General features: G+C 69.1%; 27 protein-coding genes. 21 read left to right on the top strand and 6 right to left on the bottom strand.

Going from position 1 to position 20172, the window contains the following annotated elements:
- The first annotated feature begins 126 nt into the window (after positions 1 to 126).
- The 17 genes from AB1207_RS23965 to AB1207_RS23875 all read left to right on the top strand — a co-directional run bounded on the left by AB1207_RS23965 (position 127) and on the right by AB1207_RS23875 (position 9884).
- Positions 127 to 345: a PDDEXK nuclease domain-containing protein gene (locus tag AB1207_RS23965; protein WP_437179018.1), complete on the top strand. Its 219-nt coding sequence runs from the start codon at positions 127 to 129 to the stop codon at positions 343 to 345.
- Between the two features lie 12 nt (positions 346 to 357).
- Positions 358 to 861, top strand: coding sequence for a hypothetical protein (locus AB1207_RS23960; protein ID WP_367641302.1), 504 nt, complete (start codon positions 358 to 360; stop codon positions 859 to 861).
- Between the two features lie 97 nt (positions 862 to 958).
- On the top strand, positions 959 to 1423 hold the full coding sequence (locus tag AB1207_RS23955; RefSeq protein ID WP_367641306.1) for an Asp23/Gls24 family envelope stress response protein: 465 nt from the start codon (positions 959 to 961) through the stop codon (positions 1421 to 1423).
- Entirely contained in the window at positions 1420 to 1854 is a 435-nt protein-coding gene (locus AB1207_RS23950; protein ID WP_367641300.1) for an Asp23/Gls24 family envelope stress response protein, read from the top strand. The genes AB1207_RS23955 and AB1207_RS23950 overlap by 4 nt, the downstream gene beginning before the upstream one ends.
- Positions 1855 to 2008: 154 nt before the next feature.
- On the top strand, positions 2009 to 2188 hold the full coding sequence (locus AB1207_RS23945) for a DUF2273 domain-containing protein (RefSeq protein ID WP_367641298.1): 180 nt from the start codon (positions 2009 to 2011) through the stop codon (positions 2186 to 2188).
- Positions 2181 to 2717, top strand: a complete 537-nt coding sequence (locus tag AB1207_RS23940; RefSeq protein ID WP_367641297.1) for an Asp23/Gls24 family envelope stress response protein — start codon at positions 2181 to 2183, stop codon at positions 2715 to 2717. Before AB1207_RS23945 ends, AB1207_RS23940 begins: the two co-directional genes overlap by 8 nt.
- The gene (locus AB1207_RS23935; protein WP_367641294.1) at positions 2714 to 3295 is read left to right on the top strand and encodes a DUF6286 domain-containing protein; all 582 of its coding nucleotides are present in this window, start codon (positions 2714 to 2716) and stop codon (positions 3293 to 3295) included. The genes AB1207_RS23940 and AB1207_RS23935 overlap by 4 nt, the downstream gene beginning before the upstream one ends.
- A complete protein-coding gene (gene amaP, locus AB1207_RS23930; RefSeq protein WP_367641293.1) occupies positions 3295 to 3876 on the top strand; it encodes an alkaline shock response membrane anchor protein AmaP in 582 nt (193 codons plus the stop codon). Before AB1207_RS23935 ends, amaP begins: the two co-directional genes overlap by 1 nt.
- 134 nt (positions 3877 to 4010) lie before the next feature.
- Positions 4011 to 4238: a hypothetical protein gene (locus AB1207_RS23925; RefSeq protein WP_367641291.1), complete on the top strand. Its 228-nt coding sequence runs from the start codon at positions 4011 to 4013 to the stop codon at positions 4236 to 4238.
- Positions 4239 to 4325: 87 nt separating this feature from the next.
- On the top strand, positions 4326 to 4592 hold the full coding sequence (locus tag AB1207_RS23920; RefSeq protein ID WP_367641289.1) for a GlsB/YeaQ/YmgE family stress response membrane protein: 267 nt from the start codon (positions 4326 to 4328) through the stop codon (positions 4590 to 4592).
- Positions 4593 to 4701: 109 nt separating this feature from the next.
- On the top strand, positions 4702 to 5652 hold the full coding sequence (locus AB1207_RS23915) for a DUF2382 domain-containing protein (protein ID WP_367641288.1): 951 nt from the start codon (positions 4702 to 4704) through the stop codon (positions 5650 to 5652).
- 45 nt (positions 5653 to 5697) lie between these two features.
- The gene (locus AB1207_RS24540) at positions 5698 to 6330 is read left to right on the top strand and encodes a YsnF/AvaK domain-containing protein (RefSeq protein WP_437179017.1); all 633 of its coding nucleotides are present in this window, start codon (positions 5698 to 5700) and stop codon (positions 6328 to 6330) included.
- A 31-nt stretch (positions 6331 to 6361) separates the two neighbouring features.
- Positions 6362 to 6571, top strand: a complete 210-nt coding sequence (locus tag AB1207_RS23895) for a hypothetical protein (protein WP_367641286.1) — start codon at positions 6362 to 6364, stop codon at positions 6569 to 6571.
- 161 nt (positions 6572 to 6732) lie between these two features.
- Entirely contained in the window at positions 6733 to 7467 is a 735-nt protein-coding gene (locus AB1207_RS23890) for a hypothetical protein (RefSeq protein WP_367641284.1), read from the top strand.
- The gene (locus AB1207_RS23885) at positions 7439 to 8350 is read left to right on the top strand and encodes an MIP/aquaporin family protein (protein ID WP_367641283.1); all 912 of its coding nucleotides are present in this window, start codon (positions 7439 to 7441) and stop codon (positions 8348 to 8350) included. The genes AB1207_RS23890 and AB1207_RS23885 overlap by 29 nt, the downstream gene beginning before the upstream one ends.
- Positions 8351 to 8700: 350 nt before the next feature.
- On the top strand, positions 8701 to 9351 hold the full coding sequence (locus AB1207_RS23880; protein ID WP_367641282.1) for an RNA polymerase sigma factor: 651 nt from the start codon (positions 8701 to 8703) through the stop codon (positions 9349 to 9351).
- Positions 9348 to 9884: a hypothetical protein gene (locus AB1207_RS23875; protein WP_367641281.1), complete on the top strand. Its 537-nt coding sequence runs from the start codon at positions 9348 to 9350 to the stop codon at positions 9882 to 9884. The genes AB1207_RS23880 and AB1207_RS23875 overlap by 4 nt, the downstream gene beginning before the upstream one ends.
- Positions 9885 to 10407: 523 nt before the next feature.
- On the opposite strand, the gene AB1207_RS23870 is transcribed toward AB1207_RS23875, so the two are convergent.
- The 4 genes from AB1207_RS23870 to AB1207_RS23855 all read right to left on the bottom strand — a co-directional run bounded on the left by AB1207_RS23870 (position 10408) and on the right by AB1207_RS23855 (position 13582).
- Positions 10408 to 10785 carry an STAS domain-containing protein gene (locus tag AB1207_RS23870; protein ID WP_367641280.1) on the bottom strand — a complete coding sequence of 126 codons (378 nt, stop codon included), beginning with the start codon at positions 10783 to 10785 and terminating at the stop codon, positions 10408 to 10410.
- Positions 10786 to 11035: 250 nt separating this feature from the next.
- Positions 11036 to 11788 carry a GAF and ANTAR domain-containing protein gene (locus tag AB1207_RS23865; RefSeq protein WP_367641278.1) on the bottom strand — a complete coding sequence of 251 codons (753 nt, stop codon included), beginning with the start codon at positions 11786 to 11788 and terminating at the stop codon, positions 11036 to 11038.
- A complete protein-coding gene (locus AB1207_RS23860; protein WP_367641277.1) occupies positions 11785 to 12630 on the bottom strand; it encodes a GAF domain-containing protein in 846 nt (281 codons plus the stop codon). Before AB1207_RS23860 ends, AB1207_RS23865 begins: the two co-directional genes overlap by 4 nt.
- Before the next feature lie 172 nt (positions 12631 to 12802).
- Complete coding sequence (locus AB1207_RS23855) at positions 12803 to 13582, bottom strand: GAF and ANTAR domain-containing protein (protein WP_367641275.1); 780 nt, start codon at positions 13580 to 13582, stop codon at positions 12803 to 12805.
- A gap of 545 nt (positions 13583 to 14127) precedes the next feature.
- On the opposite strand from AB1207_RS23855, the gene AB1207_RS23850 reads away from it, so the two are divergent.
- Positions 14128 to 16146, top strand: a complete 2019-nt coding sequence (locus AB1207_RS23850; protein ID WP_367641273.1) for a putative bifunctional diguanylate cyclase/phosphodiesterase — start codon at positions 14128 to 14130, stop codon at positions 16144 to 16146.
- A gap of 721 nt (positions 16147 to 16867) precedes the next feature.
- Entirely contained in the window at positions 16868 to 17209 is a 342-nt protein-coding gene (locus tag AB1207_RS23845; RefSeq protein ID WP_367641271.1) for a chemotaxis protein CheB, read from the top strand.
- 194 nt (positions 17210 to 17403) lie between these two features.
- Here the strand turns inward: AB1207_RS23845 and AB1207_RS23840 are convergent, their stop codons facing one another.
- The gene (locus AB1207_RS23840) at positions 17404 to 18540 is read right to left on the bottom strand and encodes a fatty acid desaturase family protein (RefSeq protein ID WP_367641270.1); all 1137 of its coding nucleotides are present in this window, start codon (positions 18538 to 18540) and stop codon (positions 17404 to 17406) included.
- Between the two features lie 270 nt (positions 18541 to 18810).
- Here AB1207_RS23840 and AB1207_RS23835 point away from each other — a divergent pair, with 270 nt between their 5' ends.
- Positions 18811 to 19029 (top strand): hypothetical protein, encoded by a 219-nt coding sequence (locus AB1207_RS23835; RefSeq protein WP_367641269.1) that lies wholly within the window; start codon positions 18811 to 18813, stop codon positions 19027 to 19029.
- Positions 19030 to 19066: 37 nt separating this feature from the next.
- Positions 19067 to 19528 carry a hypothetical protein gene (locus AB1207_RS23830; protein WP_367641267.1) on the top strand — a complete coding sequence of 154 codons (462 nt, stop codon included), beginning with the start codon at positions 19067 to 19069 and terminating at the stop codon, positions 19526 to 19528.
- A gap of 337 nt (positions 19529 to 19865) precedes the next feature.
- Here AB1207_RS23830 and AB1207_RS23825 read toward each other — a convergent pair.
- The coding region (locus AB1207_RS23825; RefSeq protein WP_367641265.1) for an integrase core domain-containing protein at positions 19866 to 20172 on the bottom strand (307 nt) is incomplete at its 5' end.

Here is a 20172-nt window from a genome sequence, read left to right as displayed (position 1 = left end):
CTTGGCGGGCGACGGCGATCACGTCGCGGCGGAACTCCTCGGGGAACGGCGTCGGCACGGTACTCATCCTTCCAGTGAAGACCATGATCCTCACAGGTCAGGAGTCAACCGAACCAGGGGCAGACCCTGCTGACCGCGTTCGGGCATGGGATGGCGTTCGTGGGCCGTCAGCACCGGTTGGAGGTGGGGGAGGAGACCCTCAACGTGGACTTGCTGCTGTTCTCCTACACGCAGCTGCGGTTCGTGGTGGTCGAGCTGAAGATGGGCTGCTTCAGCCCTTCCTACCTTGGCCAGCTCGGCACCTACGTCGCCGTCGTGGACGACCGGCTGCGGGACCACGCTTAGCACGCCCCCACGGTGGGGATCCTGCTGTGCACCGGCGGGGATGAGCAGCTGGTGCGGTACGCCCTGGGCAGCTCGACCTCGACGATGGCGGTCGCCAGCTACGACGCGCTCAGCGCCGAGCAGCGGGCCGGGCTGCCCGACCTTGCCCAGCTGCAGGCCGTCGTCAACGAGACGCTGATCGGCCAGGGCGCTCACCCCTTCGACGGGTCGCCGTCTGACCGCAACTGCGCGCCAACTGACACAGCAACCGGCACCAGCAATCGTGAGCAGGTGCTCACCAGCAGCCGGCAGGCTGGTGCTGCCACCGGTTCAGCTGCAGTTTCTCGGCGGGGCGCCCGATGGCGTCGGCAAGTGAAAGAGCACTATGGGTCCGCACTGAGACCCATGCAGGAGACCTGCATCGGCGGCGTCAGAGCCTGGCGGTCCGGCGACCATGGCGCACTGACGAACAAATATGACGCAGGTCACACTCAAGGTGGCGTGCAGTTTGGCCCGGTTCTGTCTCTATCCCTGTGAAAGCCCCACTGCACAGCCCGACCGGCTTGTAGGAGGGCTCACCCACTCTCTTGAAGGAGCACCCGTGAGCGAGCAGACCAAGACCACCCCCAAGGCGATGTCCACCCCCGGCTCGTCGACCCTGGCCGTCAGCCGCGACGACGTCCCCACCGGCGCACTGGTCTCCAACCAGGGCACCACCTCCATCGCCGACACGGTCGTCTCCAAGATCGCCGGCCTGGCCGCTAAGGACGTCTCCGGTGTCCACGCCCTCGGTGGCGGCGCCTCCCGCGCGGTCGGTGCCCTGCGTGAACGGATCCCGGGTGGCCGGGTCAACCACTCCCAGGGCGTGTCGGTGGAGGTCGGGGAGACCCAGGCCGCCGTGGACATCAACCTCATCGCCGAGTACGGCGTCGCGATCGCCGACCTCGCCGCCGGTGTGCGCCGCAACGTCATCGCCTCGGTGGAGCGGATGACCGGTCTGCAGGTCACCGAGGTCAACATCGCCGTCGCCGACGTGCACCTGCCCGACGAGGACGCCGACGACAACGAGGACTCCGACTCCGCTCCCCGCGTCCGGTGATCGAGCCCACCACGCCGACCGGCGCCCTCCGGGGCGCCGGCTCGGCCACCGGGGCGCCGGTCGGCGCACCTTCCTTCGACCTCGCGGCCACCGCATCGGCGGCGTCCCCCGCGGTCACGGAGTTCGAGGTCGTCTCCACCACCCGGGTGCCGGAGGTTACGGCCGCCGATGAGATTGCTGCCCTGGTGCTCGCGGTCGAGGGCGTGGTCCAGCTGCACCCGGGCCGCTTCGGTGAGGTCGCGACCTACCTGCCTGGTCGGCGGGTGGCCGGGGTCAAGCTTTCCGAGCAGGCGGTGGAGGTTCACGTCGTCCTGGCTTACGACACCCCCATCCGAGCCGTTGCCCAGCAGATTCACGCCGCCGTCGCCGCCGTGGTGGACGTGCCGGTGCAGGTCTACGTCGAAGACCTCGCCGCCGGCCGCGCCGCCTGACGTCTTCCTGCGGCCTCAAACGTGACGGCACAAGGTGCTGCCGCACCAGGTACTACGACACCAGGTGCTGCTGCGCCACAGTCCCGCTCGGCAGCACTACCTGCTGGTTCTGACTGGATCCGGCAGGCCCCACTCCCTTCCCCTGGAGGAACTCGTGTCCGCCTCGATTGTCGGCATCTTCGCCGGCCTGCTCCTGGCCATCATCGCCATCCAAGGTGGCTTCGGCTGGTTCGTCCTGGCCCTGCTGTTCGCCGCCGTCGGCTACGTCGTCGGCGCCCACCTGGAAGGCAAGCTGGACCTGGCCGCCCTCATCCCCGGCCGCAGCCGTGGCTGATGGCGCCACCGCCGTCACGACTCCTACCGGGACCGCCGCGGCCAGCAGCCGCAACACCCTGAACCCCCGCGACGGCCAAGGCCGACACGCACGGACCTCGAGCACACCGAGCGTGCGGCGCTGGAGCGGCCCCGCTCAGGCGGCAGCCGAACTCACGGCCGAAGAGCGCACCGAAACCGCATCGCGTGGAGCGCTGGAGGTCAAGGACAAGGCGGTGGAGCGCATCGCCGAGGCCGCGGTCTTCGAGGTCCCCGGCGTCATCGCCGCCGAGGACACCGCCGGCACCATCGCGACCGCCCTGGGTCGTGCCTACCCCCGCGTCGACGTCCACGTCGCCGGTCACCGTGCCCGGGTACAGATCGAGATCGTCACCGCCTGGCCGCGACCGGCCGCCGGTGTCGCCGCTGCGGTCCGTGACCACGTCGCCGACCGGCTGCACACCCTGGCTGCCTTGGACGTCGACGTCGTCGACGTCACGGTCGCCAAGGTCCTGCGCCCCACCACTCCGGAAAGGAGACGCGTCCAGTGACCTCCCAGACCGGTTCCGGCGTCGACGCCACCACCCCGACACAAACTCCGATGCAGGCCGCGAACCAGAAGAGCGGCAGCGGCCCGATCGGGGCCATCGGCCCGATCCTGGCCGTCCTGCTCCTGGCCCTCGGTCTACTGCTGCTGCGCGACGCCCTCGTCGCCTCCGGTGCCCTGTCCGGCACGCCGTGGCTGAACGCCGGCGTAGACGGGGTCGAGGGATTCTCTCCGACGTGGTGGCTCATCCCCGCCGGGATCGTCGTGGCCCTGATCGGGCTGTGGCTGGCTCTGACCGCGCTGCGTCGCCGCTCCCGCAAGACCCTGCCGCTGACCTCGCGCACCGGGGTCTTCCTGCACACCCGCGACATCGCCCGGCTGGCCTCGGGAGCGGCTCAGGACCTCGACGGTGTCCTGGACGTCTCCTCCACCGCCACCCGCAAGAAGGTCACCGTCACCGTCCACGGCACCAGCGAGTCGGGCCTGCGGGAGTCGGTGACCGGTGCCGTCGCGCAGCGGTTGTCGCCCCTGCAGTCCCCGCCGCGGGTGGCCGTCACCGTCCGCACCCCGAAGGAGAACTGATGGGCCGCGCAGTCCTGGGGTTGGACCGCCTCGCCGCGATCGTCGTCGGCTTGGTCCTGCTCGTCCTCGGGCTGGCTGCCGCCGCCTGGGGTGCCGGGTGGTTGGTGCAGGTGTGGGCCGCGGCCCCCCAGCAGCTGACGCTGCAGACCGCCACCGACACCTTCGCCACCGCGTGGTGGCCCTGGGCCGCCGGCATCGCCGGCGCCGTGTGCATCCTGCTGGCCCTGTGGTGGCTGCTGGCCCACCTGCCCCGACGTGGGGTGGGCGAGCTGTCGCTGAAGGGGTCCGACAAGAGCGGGCGACTGCTCATCGACCCCGCCGGGGCGGCGGCCACCGCCGCCGACGTCCTGGCCGAGACGCCCGGGATCCGCTCGGCCTCCAGCCGGGTGGTGCGCGACCGCGGACAGCTGGTGGTGGCCGTGAAGGCCACCGTCGAACCCGACGCCGACCTGCAGTCGGTGGTCACCGCCACCGACGACGTCGCGACCGACCTGGCGCAGGTCCTGGGCCGTGACGATGCCCGGGCCCGGGTGCGGCTGAGCGTGGCCCGTCGGGCCCGTCACCGAACCCGCGTGCGCTGATCTCGGTGCACTGATCTCGGTTCATCAACCCTGGTGCACTGACCCGCACGCACCGATCCACACGTGCCGATCCCCACGCACGCACACCGACTTCACCGGATCGGACCCAGCACCACGACTGAAGGAGATCGACCATGTGGGTCCTGCTCTCCAGTGGTCTGCGCCGATGGGTCGTCTTCACCGTCGCCGTCCCGGTGGCCGGACGGTTGCTCGCCGGCCTGGGCCGGCGGGTGGAAGCCAGTAGTGGCCCCACGAAGTTGTCTCGGGGTTTGCTGGGCGCCGGGCGGCTGGTGTCCTCCCGGGCCCGCAAGGACGACCCCCGCAACGCCCGAGGTGGGCTCCTGCGCCGTCGGCCGCGCTGACCCGTCCGCGCCCCCGTCACACCGCACCATCCGCACCACACACCCTGAGCCGATCAGACCATCGGTCGACCTGTTCGAAGGAGATCCATGACCATCGGTGGCATCATCACCGCGATCGTCATCGGCGCGATCATCGGCGCCCTGGCCCGTCTCGTCCTGCCGGGCAAGCAGAACATCTCCCTCCTGCTGACCATCGTCGTCGGCGTCATCGCCGCCCTGATCGGTACCGCCCTGGCCAGGTTGCTGAACGTGGCCGACACTCCCGGCATCGACTGGATCGAACTGATCCTGCAGGTCGCCGTTGCTGCTGTCGGGGTCACCATCGCCGGCAGCATCAGCGCCCGCCGCCGCTGACCAGCGTTCCACCATCCCGATCAGGTCCTACCCGGACCAGTGATCGGTGCTCGACCTCGACTAGCACCTGCTGGACGACCCGCGCTCACTTGCAGAAGCGGAACTTCTCATGGCTCAGAACATCTCCCCCGACGCCCTGTTCGGCACCACCGTCTACGACAAGGACGGCGACAAGATCGGCAAGGTCGACGAGGTCTACCTAGACAACGCCTCCGGGCAGCCGGAGTGGGTCTCGGTCAAGACCGGCCTCTTTGGCTCCAGCCTGTCCCTGATCCCGCTGGCCCAGGCCAGCACGTCCGGTGACTCCGTCAAGGTGCCGTTCGCCAAGTCGGTCGTGAAGGACGCCCCCCACCACGACCCGGGCAAGGAACTCAGCGAGACCGACGAGGTTGACCTGTACCGCTACTACGACATCGCCGACACCAGCGCCTCCGCCCAGACCAGCAGCACCCAGACCACCGGCACCCACAACACCGGCATCCAGACCACCGGGACTGGCGTGAGTGGCGGCTACAACACCGACCGCACCGCCGGTGGCCACGACACCGAGCCCACCGTGACGGACGACGGCATCGACCGCATCAGCGACAGCACTGCCGCCGGTTCCGGCCACGACCACAGCCGCGGTGAGGGCTACGACACCTCCGGTGACAACACCGACGACGCGATGACCCGCTCGAAGGAAGAACTGCGGGTCGGGACCGAGACCCGGGAGTCCGGCCGGGCGCGGCTGCGCAAGTACATCACCAGCGAGACTGTTTCTCGCACCGTTCCGGTCTCGCGCGAGGAGGTCGTCATTTCTCGTGAGCCCATCACCAACGCCAACCGCGGTGACGCCTACTCCGGTGGGGACCTGACCGAGGAGGAGCACGAGGTCGTCCTCACCGAGGAGCGTGCTGTGACTGAGAAGGATGTCGTCGCCGTCGAGCGCGTCCAGCTGGGCACCGAGACCGTTCAGGGCACCGAGACCGTCCAGGCTGAGCTGCGCGAAGAGCAGATCGACCTCGACGCCGATGCCGGCGTCAAGACCGGACAGTCCGGCAAGCGCGACCGCGCCTGATCGCAGCGGCGAAGCAGGACTGACCGCGAGACCGGAAGACCACCGATGACCACACCCTTCGAAACTGGCGCCACCAGTGCCACTGGCCAGCCTCTGAGCGAAGGCGTCAGGGACGGCGTCGTCGATGGGTCTCCCGGTCTCGACGGTGAGAGCCCCACGTCCACCACGCCTGAGGTCCTCCTGCACCAGGAGCAACTGAGGGTTTCGACCCAGCGGGTCGGCGTCGAACGGATGCGGATCAGCAAGCGCATCGTCACCACCACCCGCACCATCGAGGTGCCGGTGCGCTTGGAACAACTCGTCATCACCCGTGAACCGTTCGGCGATCAGGACGCAGTCACCACTGCTGGCTCGGATGCCATGTCGGATGCCATGTCGGATGCCATGTCGGATGCCATGTCGGATGCCATGTCGGATGCCATGTCGGATGCCATGTCGGATGCCATGTCGGATGCCATGTCGGATGCTCTGCTTGATGCCGGGCTTGATGCTGGGCCCGTGGGCGGCGGCGGTGACCTCGTCATCGTCCTGCACGAAGAGGTCCCCGAGTTCACGATGCGAGTCGTTGCGGTGGAACGGGTCGCGATCAGCAAACGCACTGTGACCGGTGAGCAGACCATCACCGTCGACCTGTCCGCAGAAGCAGCCGACGTCACCACCCTCGACGTCACCCTTTGACCTCGAGGCTCCTTCCAGGAAGGGAAACACCATGCAGATCCCCAAGGACCAGATCCTGTCCCTGCTCAAGGGCCAGGGCGACGACGCCAAGGCCCAGCAGGCCGAGAGCGAACTGCCCGACACCGTCGACACCGACGAGCACGCCGGCCTGCTGTCCAAGCTTGGCCTGAACCCCGCGGAGCTCATCGCAAAGCTCGGCGGCGGAGCCGGCGGAGGAATCGCCGGCAAGCTCGGGCTCTGACCTCGATCCCGAACACCGCTCGACCCCGCCAGACCAGGTGCCCCGGACGACCCGCCCGTCCGGGGCACCTGCACGTTCAACCCCTTCGCCACCCGCACCCGCACCCGTACCCGCACCCGCACCCGCACCCGCACCCGTACCCGCACCTGTAGGAGAACGTCATGAGCACCCCCACCGGTGACGGCGCGCACGCCGCCAGCAACCACCCCGACACCGCGGACGACACCCCCAGCTTGGTGTCGCCCGCTGGCCATCGTGGCGACCATGACGCTGACCGCGCCCCCCACCGTGACCCCCGTCGTGAGCAGCAGCCCGCGCTGGACCGCAAGAACGTGCTCGAGCGGGAGAAGAACGCCTACGGCGGCGTCAAGATCGGGTCCGCGTTCTTCGGCTGGCTCACCGCCTCCGGAACCGCCGTCCTGCTGACCGCTCTGCTCGCCGCCACCGGCACTGCGATCGGACTGGCCAGCTCCGGTTCGCTCGACCAGGCCGTGTCCGGCGCTCAGGACAGCGCGAGCGGCAACGCCGCCACCATCGGCCTCGCCGGCGGCATCGCCGTGCTCGTGGTGCTTCTGATCGCCTACTTCTGCGGTGGTTACGTCGCCGGGCGCATGGCCCGCTTCAACGGGGTCAAGCAGGGTGTCGCGGTGTGGGCGTGGGCCATCGTCATCGCTGTCGTCGTCGCCGTCCTCGCCGCGGTCGCGGGCAGCAAGTTCGACGTCCTGGGGCAGCTGAACAGCTTTCCCCGCATCCCCGTCGACGCCGGCTCGCTGACCACCGGGTCGATCATCGCCGTCGTCGCTGCTGTCGTGGTGGCCCTGGTCGGGGCCATCCTCGGTGGTCTGGCCGGGATGCGGTTCCACCGTCGTGTCGACCGCGCCGGACTGGGTCGCTGACCCGGTCGTGAGCACTAGACCCACCCCATCGCATCAGCCGGCCCCTGGACGTGACATGGGCGGCGCATCCGAGCGGCTCACCTACCGTGCCGGCGGGGCCGGTGCGGCCCCTCGCCCGGCTGGCCTGTTCGGCAGTTCGGCCGGGGAGAACCTCGTGCGCGCGGGGGCTGCCGAACTCATCGGCACCTTCGTCCTGGTCCTGTCCGGTGGTGCGACGGCGGTGGCACTGGCCACCGCCAACCCGCCCGTCGACGACCTGACGAGCATCGTCTTGGCGTTCGGCCTCGCGCTGACGGCGCTGGTCGCTGCCCTCGGGCACGTCTCAGGGTGTCACCTCAACCCCGCGGTGACGCTGGGGTTGGCTGTGACTAGGAAGTTCCCCTGGCGTGCTGTTCCGGTGTACGTGCTGGCTCACCTGGTGGGTGGGGTGCTGGCTTCCCTGGCCACCTGGGCCGCCTACAGTGGGCGTGGACGTCAGGTCGTCGAATTCTCCACCACGACCCCTGCCGGCGGGGTCTCCAGTGGGCGGGCGTTCTTCGTCGAGGCCCTCATCACGTTCGTCCTGGTTCTGGTCGTCATCTCCGTGGCCACCGATGAGCGGGTGCCCGCCGCGGTGGCTCCCGTCGCGGTGGGGTCCGCGCTGGCGGTGTGCATCTTCATCGCCGCTCCCCTCACCGGTGGGGCGGTGAACCCGGCCCGGGCTTTCGGGCCGGCTGTGGTCTCCGGTGACCTGCACGCGTTGTGGGTGTACATGCTCGCGCCGCTGGTCGGTGGGGTACTCGCGGCGGTGCTCTACGACCGCGTCCTGGCTCCCGCCCAGGCGCCCGCTCCCGCCGGCGGCACTCGCGAAGAGGAGGCGGTCGAACCCAGCACCACCTCATGACCCGACGCTCATGCCGGCGGTACTCGACCGTCACTGTGCAGGACTCATCGTCCATCGTTCACGACCTATCAACTTGGCGACCTGACCCCGACCTGCAGTGACCCTCAGTGAGAACTACCGACTTGTGGGTCACCGAGTAGGGGTCGCTACGGTGCGCAGGGTCACGCAGCCATTGTTCACCGACGTCGCTACCGGTTGCCGACGCTCGGGCGAGATGCTGCACTCGGTCCCGCTACGGGCAGATGCTGGTGGCGTGTCGTCCCGGATGAGGTTTCGTGAGTCACGATGGCGACTCGATCCGATCGTGGGGCAGCGTGGCGCTGCAGGCCCCCCACCGCCACCGTCCTGTCGTGAGTGAGGATGCCGGCACCGGCGGCGCCTCAAGCCGAGCACGGGAGGTGGCGCCCTCGCAGGCCACGGGGCCAGCGGGGACGTCGCAGGTGCCGGACGAAGTGCTGGTCCGGCAGGCCAGCTTGGGCGAGAAGGAAGCCTTCGCGCAGCTGACGCGACGTCACGGTCCCGCGTTGTACCGGTACGTGGTGCGTCTACTGGACGATCCCTCGGACGCGCAGGACTGCGCCCAGGAGGCACTGTTCGCAGCGTGGCGGGCCATCGCCTCCTTCCGGGGTGTTTCGTCGTTCCGGACCTGGCTGCTGGTGCTTGGGCGTCACCAGGCGCAGAAGATGTCCCAGCGGCGACGACCGCCGTTCCCCCAGTCCGGTTCGCGGGCCCCTATAGATTTCCACCAGGTCACCGAGCACCTGCGAGATCTGCGCACCGGTCCGGAAGGTGACACTGTGGAGAGCGGGTTGCTGATCGCTTTGGACGCGGCACTGTTGCAGCTGCCCGAACGTCAACGCAGCGTGTGGATCCTGCGCGAGATTGAAGACCTGTCCTACGCGGAGATCGCTGAGGTCACGGCCATCGCCCCCACCTCCGTGCGTGGTCTGCTGCAACGGGCCCGCACGACGATCGCAGCGAGCATGGAGGATTGGCGGTGAGCGGCATCAACGACCCGAACGCCGGCCGTGGTCGGGCTCAATCCACTCTGCCCGGCGTCCAAGACGGCGGATCCTTCGCCAATGACGCAGGCACCGACCGGCTAATCCAGGCCACCGCAATGCTGCGTCAGCACACCGATGCGGGGTGGAAGGCCATCGAGGACAGCGTCATCAACCGCACCCTGGCTTTGTTCCGGCCCTCCGCCCCGGTCCGCGGTCGCCACGACATGGGTGACTTCTTCCTAGCAGCCGAGGTGGTCATCGCCCACCTGCGGCGACGCATCGACACCGTCCCGCACGCGGCCGCGGACAAGATCGCCTGCACCACCGGTGAGCGTGATGAACTCGAGCAGGTCACCATCAAACTCATCGCGGCGTACGGCGCCCCGCTGCTCGACGTTGCCGGACAGGTCCACACCGTCGCGGTGGCCGTCCTGACCGAGCTGCTCGGCGTCCTGGCCCCGGCGGCCGAGCGGGTCCGCACCCACGTGCACATCGGCGATGTCTCGAACGACCCGCTGATCGTCACCTGACCCGCTTCTCGCACCTCAGCGCACAATCGTCCTGCCGTGCATTGGAGTCGTTCATCGGCCATCGCGCTGACGTTGCTGCGGGAACGGCGACAGTGGCATCTGGCGGATCGTGACCCCTCGGCGGGAGCGACGGTGCTGGGCCATCGCTCGTTCGGCGAGGAGCACTGCACGGCGAACCGCTCGAGCTGACGGTGGCTGCCCCACCGGGTCAGCGTCCGAGTGAAGAGTCTCGGTCTCACCTCCTCGATCGACGCTGCGTGGTTCTGCCGACTGTGCGAGGTCAGCCTTGGGCGTGTCGGTAGCAGGTCGGCTCTCACTGCTCACGAAGGGATAGCTCACGGGCTCAGGATCGCGTTCCGGCAGGTCATCTTGCGGGCCTTTCGACGTGCGGGTTTTCTGTGGATGCAGCGTGGTGACCACTTGTGTCAACGAGGTTGCGCAGACTCAGATGCGTGCTTACCGCGTCCCTCAAACACTGGCTACTGGGACGCTCAGGCCGGCGAGGCTCGCTGTGTGTCGGTGGCTAGCGCGGTGGTGGTGCAGCCTCTCGGAGGCCGGCGGTGGCGGCGCGGGCGAAGGCGGTACCCAGACCGGTGAGCTGCATGACCAGCTCCACGCGAGCCGGTACCCCCCGTAGCAGAAGTCGCGTGACCGGGTCGGTGTTGGCGCGCACCAGGACGGACAGGACGCCGCAGTCCAGGAACGTCACCGCGCTCAGGTCGATGACCACCGATCCGGGACGTTCCTCGAGCAGGGACCGCCACATGGTGCTCAGGGCGGCCACGTCGGCGGCGTCGAGTTCCCCCGTCCAGGCCCACGTCGGGAATGGGGTGCGGGGACCGGGAAGTACGGAGGATGCAGCGGACGCGGCGTGGCGAGCCGGGTAGTCGAGGTGAGTCATGACATCCCTCCGGGCGGCGAGCGGAATGCGCGACCGGGTCCGGGGCGGCACAAGAGTGCGTGAGTCGTTGACCGTGAGTACTGCACCTTGCGGAGGTGACGCTTGGTGCAGCGTGCTCGACAGTAGGTCCTGACCCCCGCCGGCCACAAGGAGCCCCGCCTCGGGGACGCCCTTGATGGACCGTTCCCCAAAGGACCACCTCCTAGGGAGACCGTGGTCATCCGCAATCCGCTGCGCCCGGTCCAGGGCGTCAGGACGTGGTGGAGCCTTCGAGGAGCACGCGGGCGGGTAGGTCCCCGTGCACGAGCCACCCGGCGACGACGCTGAGGCGCTGGTCGTGCTCGCTCGCGTAGGAACGCAGGACCTCGAACGCGGCGTGGGTGCTGATCTCGCCGCGGTAGGCCAGGATGCCCTTGGCTTGCTCGACCAGGACCCGGGCGTGCAGGGCCTCCTGCAGCCGCAGGGTGATCGAGGGCGGGGTCAAGCCCGCCTCGTGCTGGACCAGCGCAGCGCTGGCCACGTCGGCCAAAGCCTGCGCCAACCTCAGATCCTGCTCGTTCAGCTCCCCGGGACGTTCGCCGAACAGGCCCAGGGCGCCGATGGTGTGAGCTCGCAGCCGCATCGGGACCGCGTGCACGGAGGCGAAGCCGTGCTCCCGGGCGGCGGTCGCGAAGTGCGGCCACCGCTGCTGCTGATCCAGGTCGGGAGCGCTGATGAGATCCCCTGAACGGAAGCAGTCCAGACAGGGCCCTTCGTCGCGCTGGGTCTGGAACAACTCCAAGCGCCAGGTCTCCTCGGAGGAGGCGGCCATGACGTGCAGGACCCCGCGTCCGTCGTCGAGCAGGAGCCCGGTGGAGGTGATGTCCAGCAGCCGGGCGCAGTCCCCGGTCAGGCGGGTGAGCAGGTCCACGATGTCGGCTCCGACGGCCAGGCTGGTGGCCAGGGCCACGAAGGAGCGGGTGACGTCGCTCTCTCGGTCGGTGGTGCTCTTCTCGCTGCTCACTGCGTTCCCCGCCTTCTCGTGTCACCGGAATCGCCTGCGCTGCCTCTGAGGCGCCACTCGCCGTCGGCGTCGATGCTCAGTCGCCCGTCGAGGATCTCCCAGGACACCTCGCTGGCGGTCTGGCCGGTGGCGAAGGCCCGGCCGCGCAGTCGGACCAAAGCATCACGGGCAGTGCTCGAGTTGGTGGGGGCGTTCGAGGATGCCGGGTCGTCGCAGGTGCTGTCGTTGAGCTGGGCGATGAGGAATCCGGTGGCCTGGTAGATCTCCACGCGTTCCAGGGATTCGAGCTGGTCCCACGGATCGGGCTGCGCGCCCTCCTCGACACCTTTCGCGGCGCGCAGGTTGACCTCGGTGATGAGGTCCAGGACCGGCAGGCTCGCCAACCGTGCCGCGAGCAACCCCCCGCTGAGCGCATCGGTGGAGAGGGGACCAGCGCCGTGGCGGAAGAGGTCCAGGGCGCCGACGCTGTCGCTAGCCACGACCACGGGGAGGGCGAAGATGGCGTGCACCCCCGCTTCGACCACGCTGGGGGTGAACGCCGGCCAGCGCCGCTCGCCGGTGTCGGTGAGGTCTTCGGCCAGCACCGGCGCCCGCGTCTGGACCGCGTCGAGGCAGGGACCTTCGCCGTAGATGAACTGGTAGGCATCCAGGCGCCGGCTCAGCGCGTTGCTGGAGCCGAACGTCCCCCGTGTCGTGCCCTCGTGCACGAGGGAGATCGCCGCCCCGTCGACGTCGAGGAGTTCCACGCAGGCCTGGCAGAGTCGGTCAGCCGCGCTCAACGGAGAGTCGCCCCCTTGGACGGCAGCGGTCAACCCGGTCCGGACACGTTCAGACGACGTCATCGTCCTCGCTCCTCACCGGTGATGCCTGCCGGTTTCGTCATCGGAGGGTTCTCGTCGCTGCGCCCATGCTCGTCGCTGCGCCCATGCTCGTCGCTGCGCCCATGCTCGTCGCTGCGCCCGTCGTTGCCGCAGCAACCGCTTGCGCCAGCCGGGTCTGCGCACCAACCGGTCGTCACCGCGAACGCCTTGAGTCCGAGCGCGCCGGACGGGTGTGCAGGTGCTGGGCGTTGAGCTCCCCGGCCACGACGGCTCCTGCCACCTGAGTCAACTTCGCCCCCCGTGTGCGGGCGTGGTCGCGGAGGATGCTGAAGGCGTCGGTGATGCTGACCCCCAGCTGGGTGGCGATGACGCCCTTGGCCTGCTCGATGAGGACCCGGGAGTCCAGGGCCCGCTGCAGCTGGGCGGTGACCTGAGCGGAATCGTGGACGGCCTGCTGGTGCAGGATGGTGATGGTGGCGATGTCGGCGAAGGCCTGAGCCACGGCGATGTCGTCACCTTCCGGGACGTGGTCGCGGTCGCTGAACAAACCCAACGCACCGATCCGCTGCTCGCGCAGACGCAGCGGGACCGCGGCCACGCTGCGAAAGCCCGCGGCGCTGACGTCGGCGGCGAAGTCGGCCCAGCACCGTTCGATCTCGGCGGGGTCCCCGGCCACGACGCGCTCCCCGCTGTCGAACGCCTCCAGGCACGGGCCTTGGTCGCCGTGCAGCTGGATCACCTCCAGGGTGCGGATCTGCTCACTGGACGCGGCGGCGACCTGCAACCGCCCTCCCTGCCCGCCCCGCCTGCTGTAGTGGCTGTGCCCGGCGAGCAGCAGCCCGACGGCGGAGACGTCGAGCAGACGCATGCAGTCGTCCACCAGCTGCTGCAGCAGCTCCAGGGGGTCGTAGTCGGCGACCAGGCTGTCGGCCAAGCCCACCAGAGCCCCGATCACGTCCGCTTCGCGCGCCATGGCCGCTCCCCTCGCTCCCCACGTCACGACGCTGCGTCGTGCGATCGCCGCGCCGCCAGCACCGACGGTTTCGAGCTGCTCTGGGCGACATCGTGCCAGTCGCCCGCTGCTTCTCGCCCGCACCCTCTCCGGGCCGCGGCTCAGCACGGTGGGAGTCATTGCGCAGCGTCACCCCGTGATCGCGGTTCTGACTGCTCGAAGGTGGTCGCCGCTCTCGGTCACCGGCAGGGTTGAGCGACGGCAGTCCTGACTCCAAACTCGATCTGCACTGGTGCAGAGCGCGAGACCCGCCAAGACGGCTGAACCGATGGCCTCGGGAAGGCTGGACAGCCAGCGGTGGTGACGTGGATCTCCTCAGAGCCCGAGGTGGGGTGCACGGGGTGCACGGGGTGCTCGAGGCTCGGCGGCTCAGTCGTGCCAGCTCGACCTCAGATCACGGTCTTGCTGACAGGGAACGAGCGGGTCGCTAGGATTGGTCTCCTTGTGGGCCCCGGACCCGGTTCACGCCGATGACTTGTACTCATCGACGTCCCCGGGAGGCTGGGATGGGCCACCGCGAACCGTTGCTGAACCGGGTGCTGGTGCAATTCGCGGCCAACCTGTGCACCGATTTCTCTGTGCAGAGCATCTTGGACCACCTCGTGCTCAGCATCGTGGACCTGCTCCCGGTCAGCGGGGCCGGGGTCATGGCCATCGACAGCAGCGAGGCCCTGCACTTCCTCGCCGCCACCGACGACGTGATCCGCACCATCGAGGTCCTGCAGCGCGAGACCGGGCAAGGACCCTGCCTGCACGCCCACGCCACCGGCCGTCCATGCGTACTGGACGACCTCAGGGCGGGTGAGGACTTCCCGGAGTTTTCCCGCCGCGCGTTGGAGGCGGGGATGGCGGCGGTCTTCTCGTTCCCGCTGCGCGCTCAGGGCCGTACCCTAGGCGCGCTGGACCTGTACCGCACCACGCCCGGCCCGCTGGGCGAGGCCGACGTCCGCATCGTCGCGACCCTGGCCGACGTCGCTGCCGCCTACCTGGTCAACGCCCGTTCCCGGGCCGACTCCTCGCTGATCATGGCGGATCTGAACCACCGCAGCTTGCACGACCCCTTGACCGGGCTACCCAACCGGACGCTGCTGACGGAGCTTCTGACGGAGGCACTGAACCGGGCGACGCGCTCGCGGCGGCGCACCGCGGTGCTGTTCCTGGACCTGGACGGGTTCAAAGCCGTCAACGACGAGCTGGGTCACCACGTGGGGGACCTGCTGTTGGTCGCGGTCGCTGCCCGGCTCACCGCCGCCTTGCGCCCCGGCGACACCCTGGCGCGGTTGGGTGGGGACGAGTTCGTGGCCGTGTGCGATGACCTGCCGGACGATTCCCACGCCGCTGATGTCTCGCACCGCCTGCTCAGCGCGATGGTGTCGCCGTTCCACCTCGAGGGTCGCGACGTCACCCTGGGGGCGAGCATCGGGGTGGCGTTGTCGGATCGGCGTCACCCGGTCGGCGCTCAGCAATTGCTCGTTGCGGCGGACGCGGCGATGTACGAGGCCAAGCGCGCCGGCGGAGGCCGACACCACCTGATCCAGGAGGCCCAGTCCCTGTCGTACCCCGCCGGGGCGCACCCCGCCGAGACGCACCCCGCCGAGACGCACCCCGCTGTGGCTGCCACCGAGGCGACGTCAGTCACCGCGCCGTCCCTGCCCACCACTGCCAGACTCACCGGTCCACCTGCCTCAACCCCGCGCGGGGGCTCACCTGCGTCTGCTCGCGGGCGGTGGGGAGCCGGCGACTTCCACGAATCCGACCGCTACACCACGGTCTACCAACCCATCGTCGCGGTGCACGACAAGTCCGTCACCGGCCAGGTGATCGGAGTGGAGACGCTGCTGCGGTGGGGCTCTGCCCTGCCGGGGGCTCTGCCACCGGCGGCCGTGGTCGCCGAGGCAGAGCGCTCCGGGGCCATCTTCGGTCTCGGAGACTGGGTGCTGCGCCAGGCGTGTCGCGACACCGTGCGCTGGCAGGAACAGGGGATCGGGGTGCAGCGCACGTCGGTGAACGTGTCCGCCCAGCAGATCACCGGACCGGCATTCGTACGGAGCGTCGAACGTGCCCTGGCCGACACTGGGGCCGACCCGGGCTGCTTGTGCCTGGAGCTGACGGAGAGTTCGACGCTGCCCGACGACCGTCGCACCGTCGAGGTCCTCCTGGGTCTGAAGAAGTTGGGACTGCAGCTGTGGCTGGACGACTTCGGCAGCGGGTACTCCTCGCTGAACTACCTACGGGTCTTCCCCCTCGACGTAGTGAAGATCGATCCCAGCTTCGCTCACCGTCTCCCCGGCGAGCGGGCGAGCCGGGCCATCGTGGCCAGCACGACCGCCCTGTGCCACGAGCTGGGGATGACGGTCATCGTCGAGGGCGTTGAGAACGTGGCGGAGTTACAGGCGGCAACCGATCTGGGAGTCGATGCGTGCCAGGGTTTTTTCCTCGGCCGGCCGGTACCGGCTGAGGAGGTGAGGGCGTTCTCCTCGGCCGCGGACCATGCGCAGTGCGACATCGGTCTGAATTCGCGCTGAGGAGTGTGGAGCAGTGCGCGAACCTCACGCCGTGGCGTAGGTCCCCGCCTGTGCCAGGTCAACCAGAACCCCGTGTGGCGAGATGAAACTCCACGGCTTGTGATTGCTACGACTGTCAAGGTCAAGGTCAAGGTCAAGGTCAAGGTCAAGGTCAAGGTCACGGTCCGGCTCTGGTGGGAGGTGTGAGGCGGTGCTCGGCCGCCCGCCAGGGCGGGAACTGTGCCCCAGCGGGCCTCGTCCTCAACAGGTGGGAGCAGTCCGAGCTCGCCGTGCAGCCGGCGGTGGTAGTACCAGTTGAGTGACGGACTGCTCATCGGCCTTGACTCCGGCTTGGACGACCCGGTTGCGGAGGGTTTGGGAGCTGGTGCCGAACTGGGTACCGAACCGCTGGAAGGCGCCGACCCGGGTAGTGGGGTCGCGGCGGGCGCCAGCGTCAGGCAGATCGCCCGTCACGCAGCTCATGAGGGTACTTCCCGGGCGCAGCCGCAACGGCCGTCATGCTCTCGGGGGTTTTGCTTGCAGGTCTGCATCAGACTTGAGTCTTGACACGGCGGGCTGCCTCCTACAGGACAAGGGCCTGATCGCGGTGTAGCGGCGCGACCAGGACGACCTGCCGGCCGGAGTGGAGCTGACAGGAGAAGGCCGGCGACACCTGACCGGGCCAGAGGTCCTGGTGCTGGCGTTGGCGCAGCGAACCGGGACAGCTTCTAGCATCCCCCATATGGACGGCGCAGTCGAGCAGCACCAACCCAGCCCGGCCACCGCTGACGCCTCGGCGGTCATCGCCCTGGTGGCCTCCGCCGGAGGGCTGGGTGCACTCACCGGGATCCTCGGCGCCCTGCTCGCTAACCTGCCCGCAGCCCTCATCGTCGCCCAGCACCAGAACCCCCGTGGCGACGACCTGCTGGCGCGAGTCTTGCAATCACGCACCGAGCTGGTTTTGCGCCCCGCGGCGGACGGCCTGGCGCTGCAACCGGGCGTGGTTGCCCTGCCGTTGGTGGGGTTGGCGATGCTGTCCTTGGGTGGTTGTTGTCCGCCGCTACCGGGACGCGGGAGCCGCTGACGGCTTCACACATACGTCAGGAGAGCCGATCTTCACGGTGCGCCCTTCTCTCATCCGGCACGCCTTGTTCAACATGAGTGCTGCAAGGGGTGTGAGCGGCGCAGCACGATGAGACGAAGAGCAGAAACGGTATGGGTGCGACGGGAGGGGGAGGTGGACGGGAGGTGGGGGGCGTTAGGCGACGCGGATTGCGTTCACGACCTCAGCTGCGCAGCGAGGGGGCAGGAGATGTTTCGGCGTCCGGCCATCCCGACGGTGTTGAGGTAGGTGACGACGGCGGCGTAGGCGCCGGGGAAGGATGCTTCGGTGTAAGGCACTCCCAAGTCCTCGCAGTGGCGGCGCACCATGGGCTGCACCAGTTTCAGGTTCGGGCGCGGCATGCTGGGGAACAGGTGGTGCTCGACCTGGCGGTTGAGCCCGCCCATGAAGAAGTCCACCAGCAGACCCCCGGCGACGTTGCGGGAGGTGATGACCTGCCGGTGCAGGAAGTCCATCTTCTTCCCCCGCGCCAGGATCGGCATGCCCGTGTGGTTGGGCACGAACGCACCCCCCAGCAGCACCCCGAAGCAGGCAAGCTCAGCGACGATGAACAGCCCTGCCTTGGCCGGCGACATCGCCGCCAGTAGCACCCCGGCATAGACCGCCCAGCGAGTGGTGAGCATGAGGAGGTCCACGTACCGGCGCTTCACCGCGCGCGTGGCCGACCTGGGTTCGTCCCTTCTGCGACGCAGGACCGCGGTGGCGCTGTCGACGTGGAGGTTGAAGCCTTCCACCAGTAGCAGGGGGAAGAGCCAGAAGCCCTGGTGGGTGAGGAACCAGCGGTGCAGGCGCCCCTTGCCCTCCAGGGCGTCGGGGTGGAAGGCGAGGAGCTTGGAGTCGATGTCGGTGTCGCGCCCGACCTGATTGGGGGCGGCGTGGTGGATATTGTGCTTGCCCAGCCACCAGCCGTGGCTGAGTCCGGCGATGAGGCTGGCCAGGCAGCGCGAGGCGATCGCGTTCGCGCGAGGGGAGCTGAAAATTTGCTGGTGGGCGGCGTCGTGGCCGAGGAAGGCGACCTGGGTCAAGGTGAGGGCGAGCACGGGAGCCAGCAACAGGACCCACCAGAAGTCACCGACCACCTGCACGGACGTGGCCAGCGCGGCGAGGGCCGAAGCGACGACGACGATGCGGCGCAGGTAGTAGCCGCGGCGGCGGTGCAGGAGGCCGGCTTCGCGCACCCGCTGGGCCAGCGCGGTGTAGGAGCTGGTGGAGCGCTGTGCCGGTCGTGACGGGGTCGAGGCACCACTTCGAGGTCCCGCAGGGCTCGTGGGCACCGCGCCGCTCGTGCTCACGGACTGACTGATGGTCATGATCGATCCCGTCTGATTCACGTCGGAGGCAACGCGTCACCGGGGCCGGGGCAACACATCAAGTCGTGGACAGGACACCACTGCCCTGAGATGCGGGCAAGCGGTACTCGTGAGGTGCCAACCTGGATGCTCTCCTGCGACGACAGGAGGCGGCCAGCACGACCCGCGGCGCATCGTCTGCGACGCCCTGCGGTGACGCCGACCGCGCCGGCGTCGGTGGTGGCCCGGATGGGCGTGCATATGGATGCCAGCGTGGCCCACACCGACGCCGCTGAGGAGGCGCGGCGGGCGGCGCGGATCGCGGCGGCGGCCACCGACGCGCGGAACAACCCGGTGACGGCGGCGAACCGGGTGGAGCGGTTGAGCGTACAGGTGCGCGGGGAGAAGAAGGCGTTGGCGCACTGCGTGCGCGCGGTCGCGGCCGGGGAGGCCGCGGCGGCAGCCCTGAGCGCAGCAGGCGGTGCAGCCTGACCGTCCTCGGGCCGGAGAGAGCCCGCAGGAGGCCCGGGTGCGGTACGGGCTGAACATGGCCGCCCACGCGGTCAGCGTGCAGGAGCGGTTGGCGGCGGCCCGAACGAGTCAAGAGAGCGCGGATGCGGACCGTCTCCAACGGGAGGTTGCAGCGGATCAGGACCGTGAGCAGAAGGACCTGGCGGATCGGCGGGAGCGGTGGTGGAAGCGGGCGCAGTGGGCGTTGGACCTGACGCTGGACGAACGTCCCGGGGTTGCGGCGACGGGGTTCAACATGCCCACGGCGCTGTCGCAGAGCGAGTGGGCGGGGGTGCACGAGGACGCGTGGATCACGGCGGTGACCGATGACGTGCTGAACAACCTGGGTGGTCCGCCGTTGGGGCCCTACGACGACGCCGATAGCGGTGCCGTGGACACCGACGGTGGGCAGGTCGGGGATGAGGACTCGACGCGCGGGCTGCTGCGTCGGCCACTGGGATGGCTGAGAGGAGAGCGGTGATGGCCAAGAGCAAGGTCAAGGGCCGGAAGCGGGGGCGAGCGCGCCGGTCAAGGGTGGTCGGTGGGCGCTGCAGGATGCTTCGGGCGCGCCGGTGCCGTCGTGGGACGTTCGGGTGGCGGCGGCGCGGACGCGTGTCGCGGTGGACAGCAAGAACGGTGTTGAGACTCCGCCGTGGATTCGTGAGCTGGCGCAGCCGGAAAAGGTCTAGCCCCGATCCTGCGCCGCGGGGGTCTCTGGATGAGCGTTCAGAGACCCCCGCGCGGCTTCTCATAGCCCGGGTCTGCCCCTGGTTCGGTTGACTCCTGACTGGAGTGTTCCCGCTTTGATGGACACAGGATCAAGCTGCGAGTTCAGCGATCTGGTCGATGTGTCGATAGCCCAACTCGAACTCTCTCCGGGTCATGTACCCCAACGTCGAGTGGCGCCGGATCGAATTGTAGTAGTTCGCAATCCAGTCGAACGTCGCCCGCCGCAGGTCGTGCACCGTCGGCCACGGTCGGGTGTGGATCAGCTCCTCCTCGTACGTCGCGAAGAACGACTCGGCCACGGCATTGTCGTAGCAGATTCCGGTCCTACCCAGGGAGCGTCGCACACCGTTTCGGTCGCAGAACTGCGCGAACTGCTTCGAGGTGTACTGGGCTCCC

Origin of the sequence: Kineococcus endophyticus (genome assembly GCF_040796495.1) — a bacterium.
Classification (GTDB): Bacteria; Actinomycetota; Actinomycetes; order Actinomycetales; family Kineococcaceae; genus Kineococcus; species Kineococcus endophyticus.
The sequence above is the reverse complement of the archived record's forward strand: the minus strand, read 5'-3'. Positions and strand labels throughout refer to the sequence as shown.

What these genes read in the sequence shown, in the direction of transcription:
- AB1207_RS23955 (WP_367641306.1), top strand. Translation starts at nt 959, where the DNA reads ATGTCCACCCCCGGCTCGTCGACCCTGGCCGTCAGCCGCGACGACGTC.
- amaP (WP_367641293.1), top strand. Translation starts at nt 3,295, where the DNA reads ATGGGCCGCGCAGTCCTGGGGTTGGACCGCCTCGCCGCGATCGTCGTC.
- AB1207_RS23925 (WP_367641291.1), top strand. Translation starts at nt 4,011, where the DNA reads ATGTGGGTCCTGCTCTCCAGTGGTCTGCGCCGATGGGTCGTCTTCACC.
- AB1207_RS23920 (WP_367641289.1), top strand. Translation starts at nt 4,326, where the DNA reads ATGACCATCGGTGGCATCATCACCGCGATCGTCATCGGCGCGATCATC.
- AB1207_RS23915 (WP_367641288.1), top strand. Translation starts at nt 4,702, where the DNA reads ATGGCTCAGAACATCTCCCCCGACGCCCTGTTCGGCACCACCGTCTAC.
- AB1207_RS24540 (WP_437179017.1), top strand. Translation starts at nt 5,698, where the DNA reads ATGACCACACCCTTCGAAACTGGCGCCACCAGTGCCACTGGCCAGCCT.
- AB1207_RS23895 (WP_367641286.1), top strand. Translation starts at nt 6,362, where the DNA reads ATGCAGATCCCCAAGGACCAGATCCTGTCCCTGCTCAAGGGCCAGGGC.
- AB1207_RS23890 (WP_367641284.1), top strand. Translation starts at nt 6,733, where the DNA reads ATGAGCACCCCCACCGGTGACGGCGCGCACGCCGCCAGCAACCACCCC.
- AB1207_RS23870 (WP_367641280.1), bottom strand. Translation starts at nt 10,785, where the DNA reads ATGACTCACCTCGACTACCCGGCTCGCCACGCCGCGTCCGCTGCATCC.
- AB1207_RS23860 (WP_367641277.1), bottom strand. Translation starts at nt 12,630, where the DNA reads ATGACGTCGTCTGAACGTGTCCGGACCGGGTTGACCGCTGCCGTCCAA.
- AB1207_RS23855 (WP_367641275.1), bottom strand. Translation starts at nt 13,582, where the DNA reads ATGGCGCGCGAAGCGGACGTGATCGGGGCTCTGGTGGGCTTGGCCGAC.
- AB1207_RS23850 (WP_367641273.1), top strand. Translation starts at nt 14,128, where the DNA reads ATGGGCCACCGCGAACCGTTGCTGAACCGGGTGCTGGTGCAATTCGCG.
- AB1207_RS23845 (WP_367641271.1), top strand. Translation starts at nt 16,868, where the DNA reads ATGGACGGCGCAGTCGAGCAGCACCAACCCAGCCCGGCCACCGCTGAC.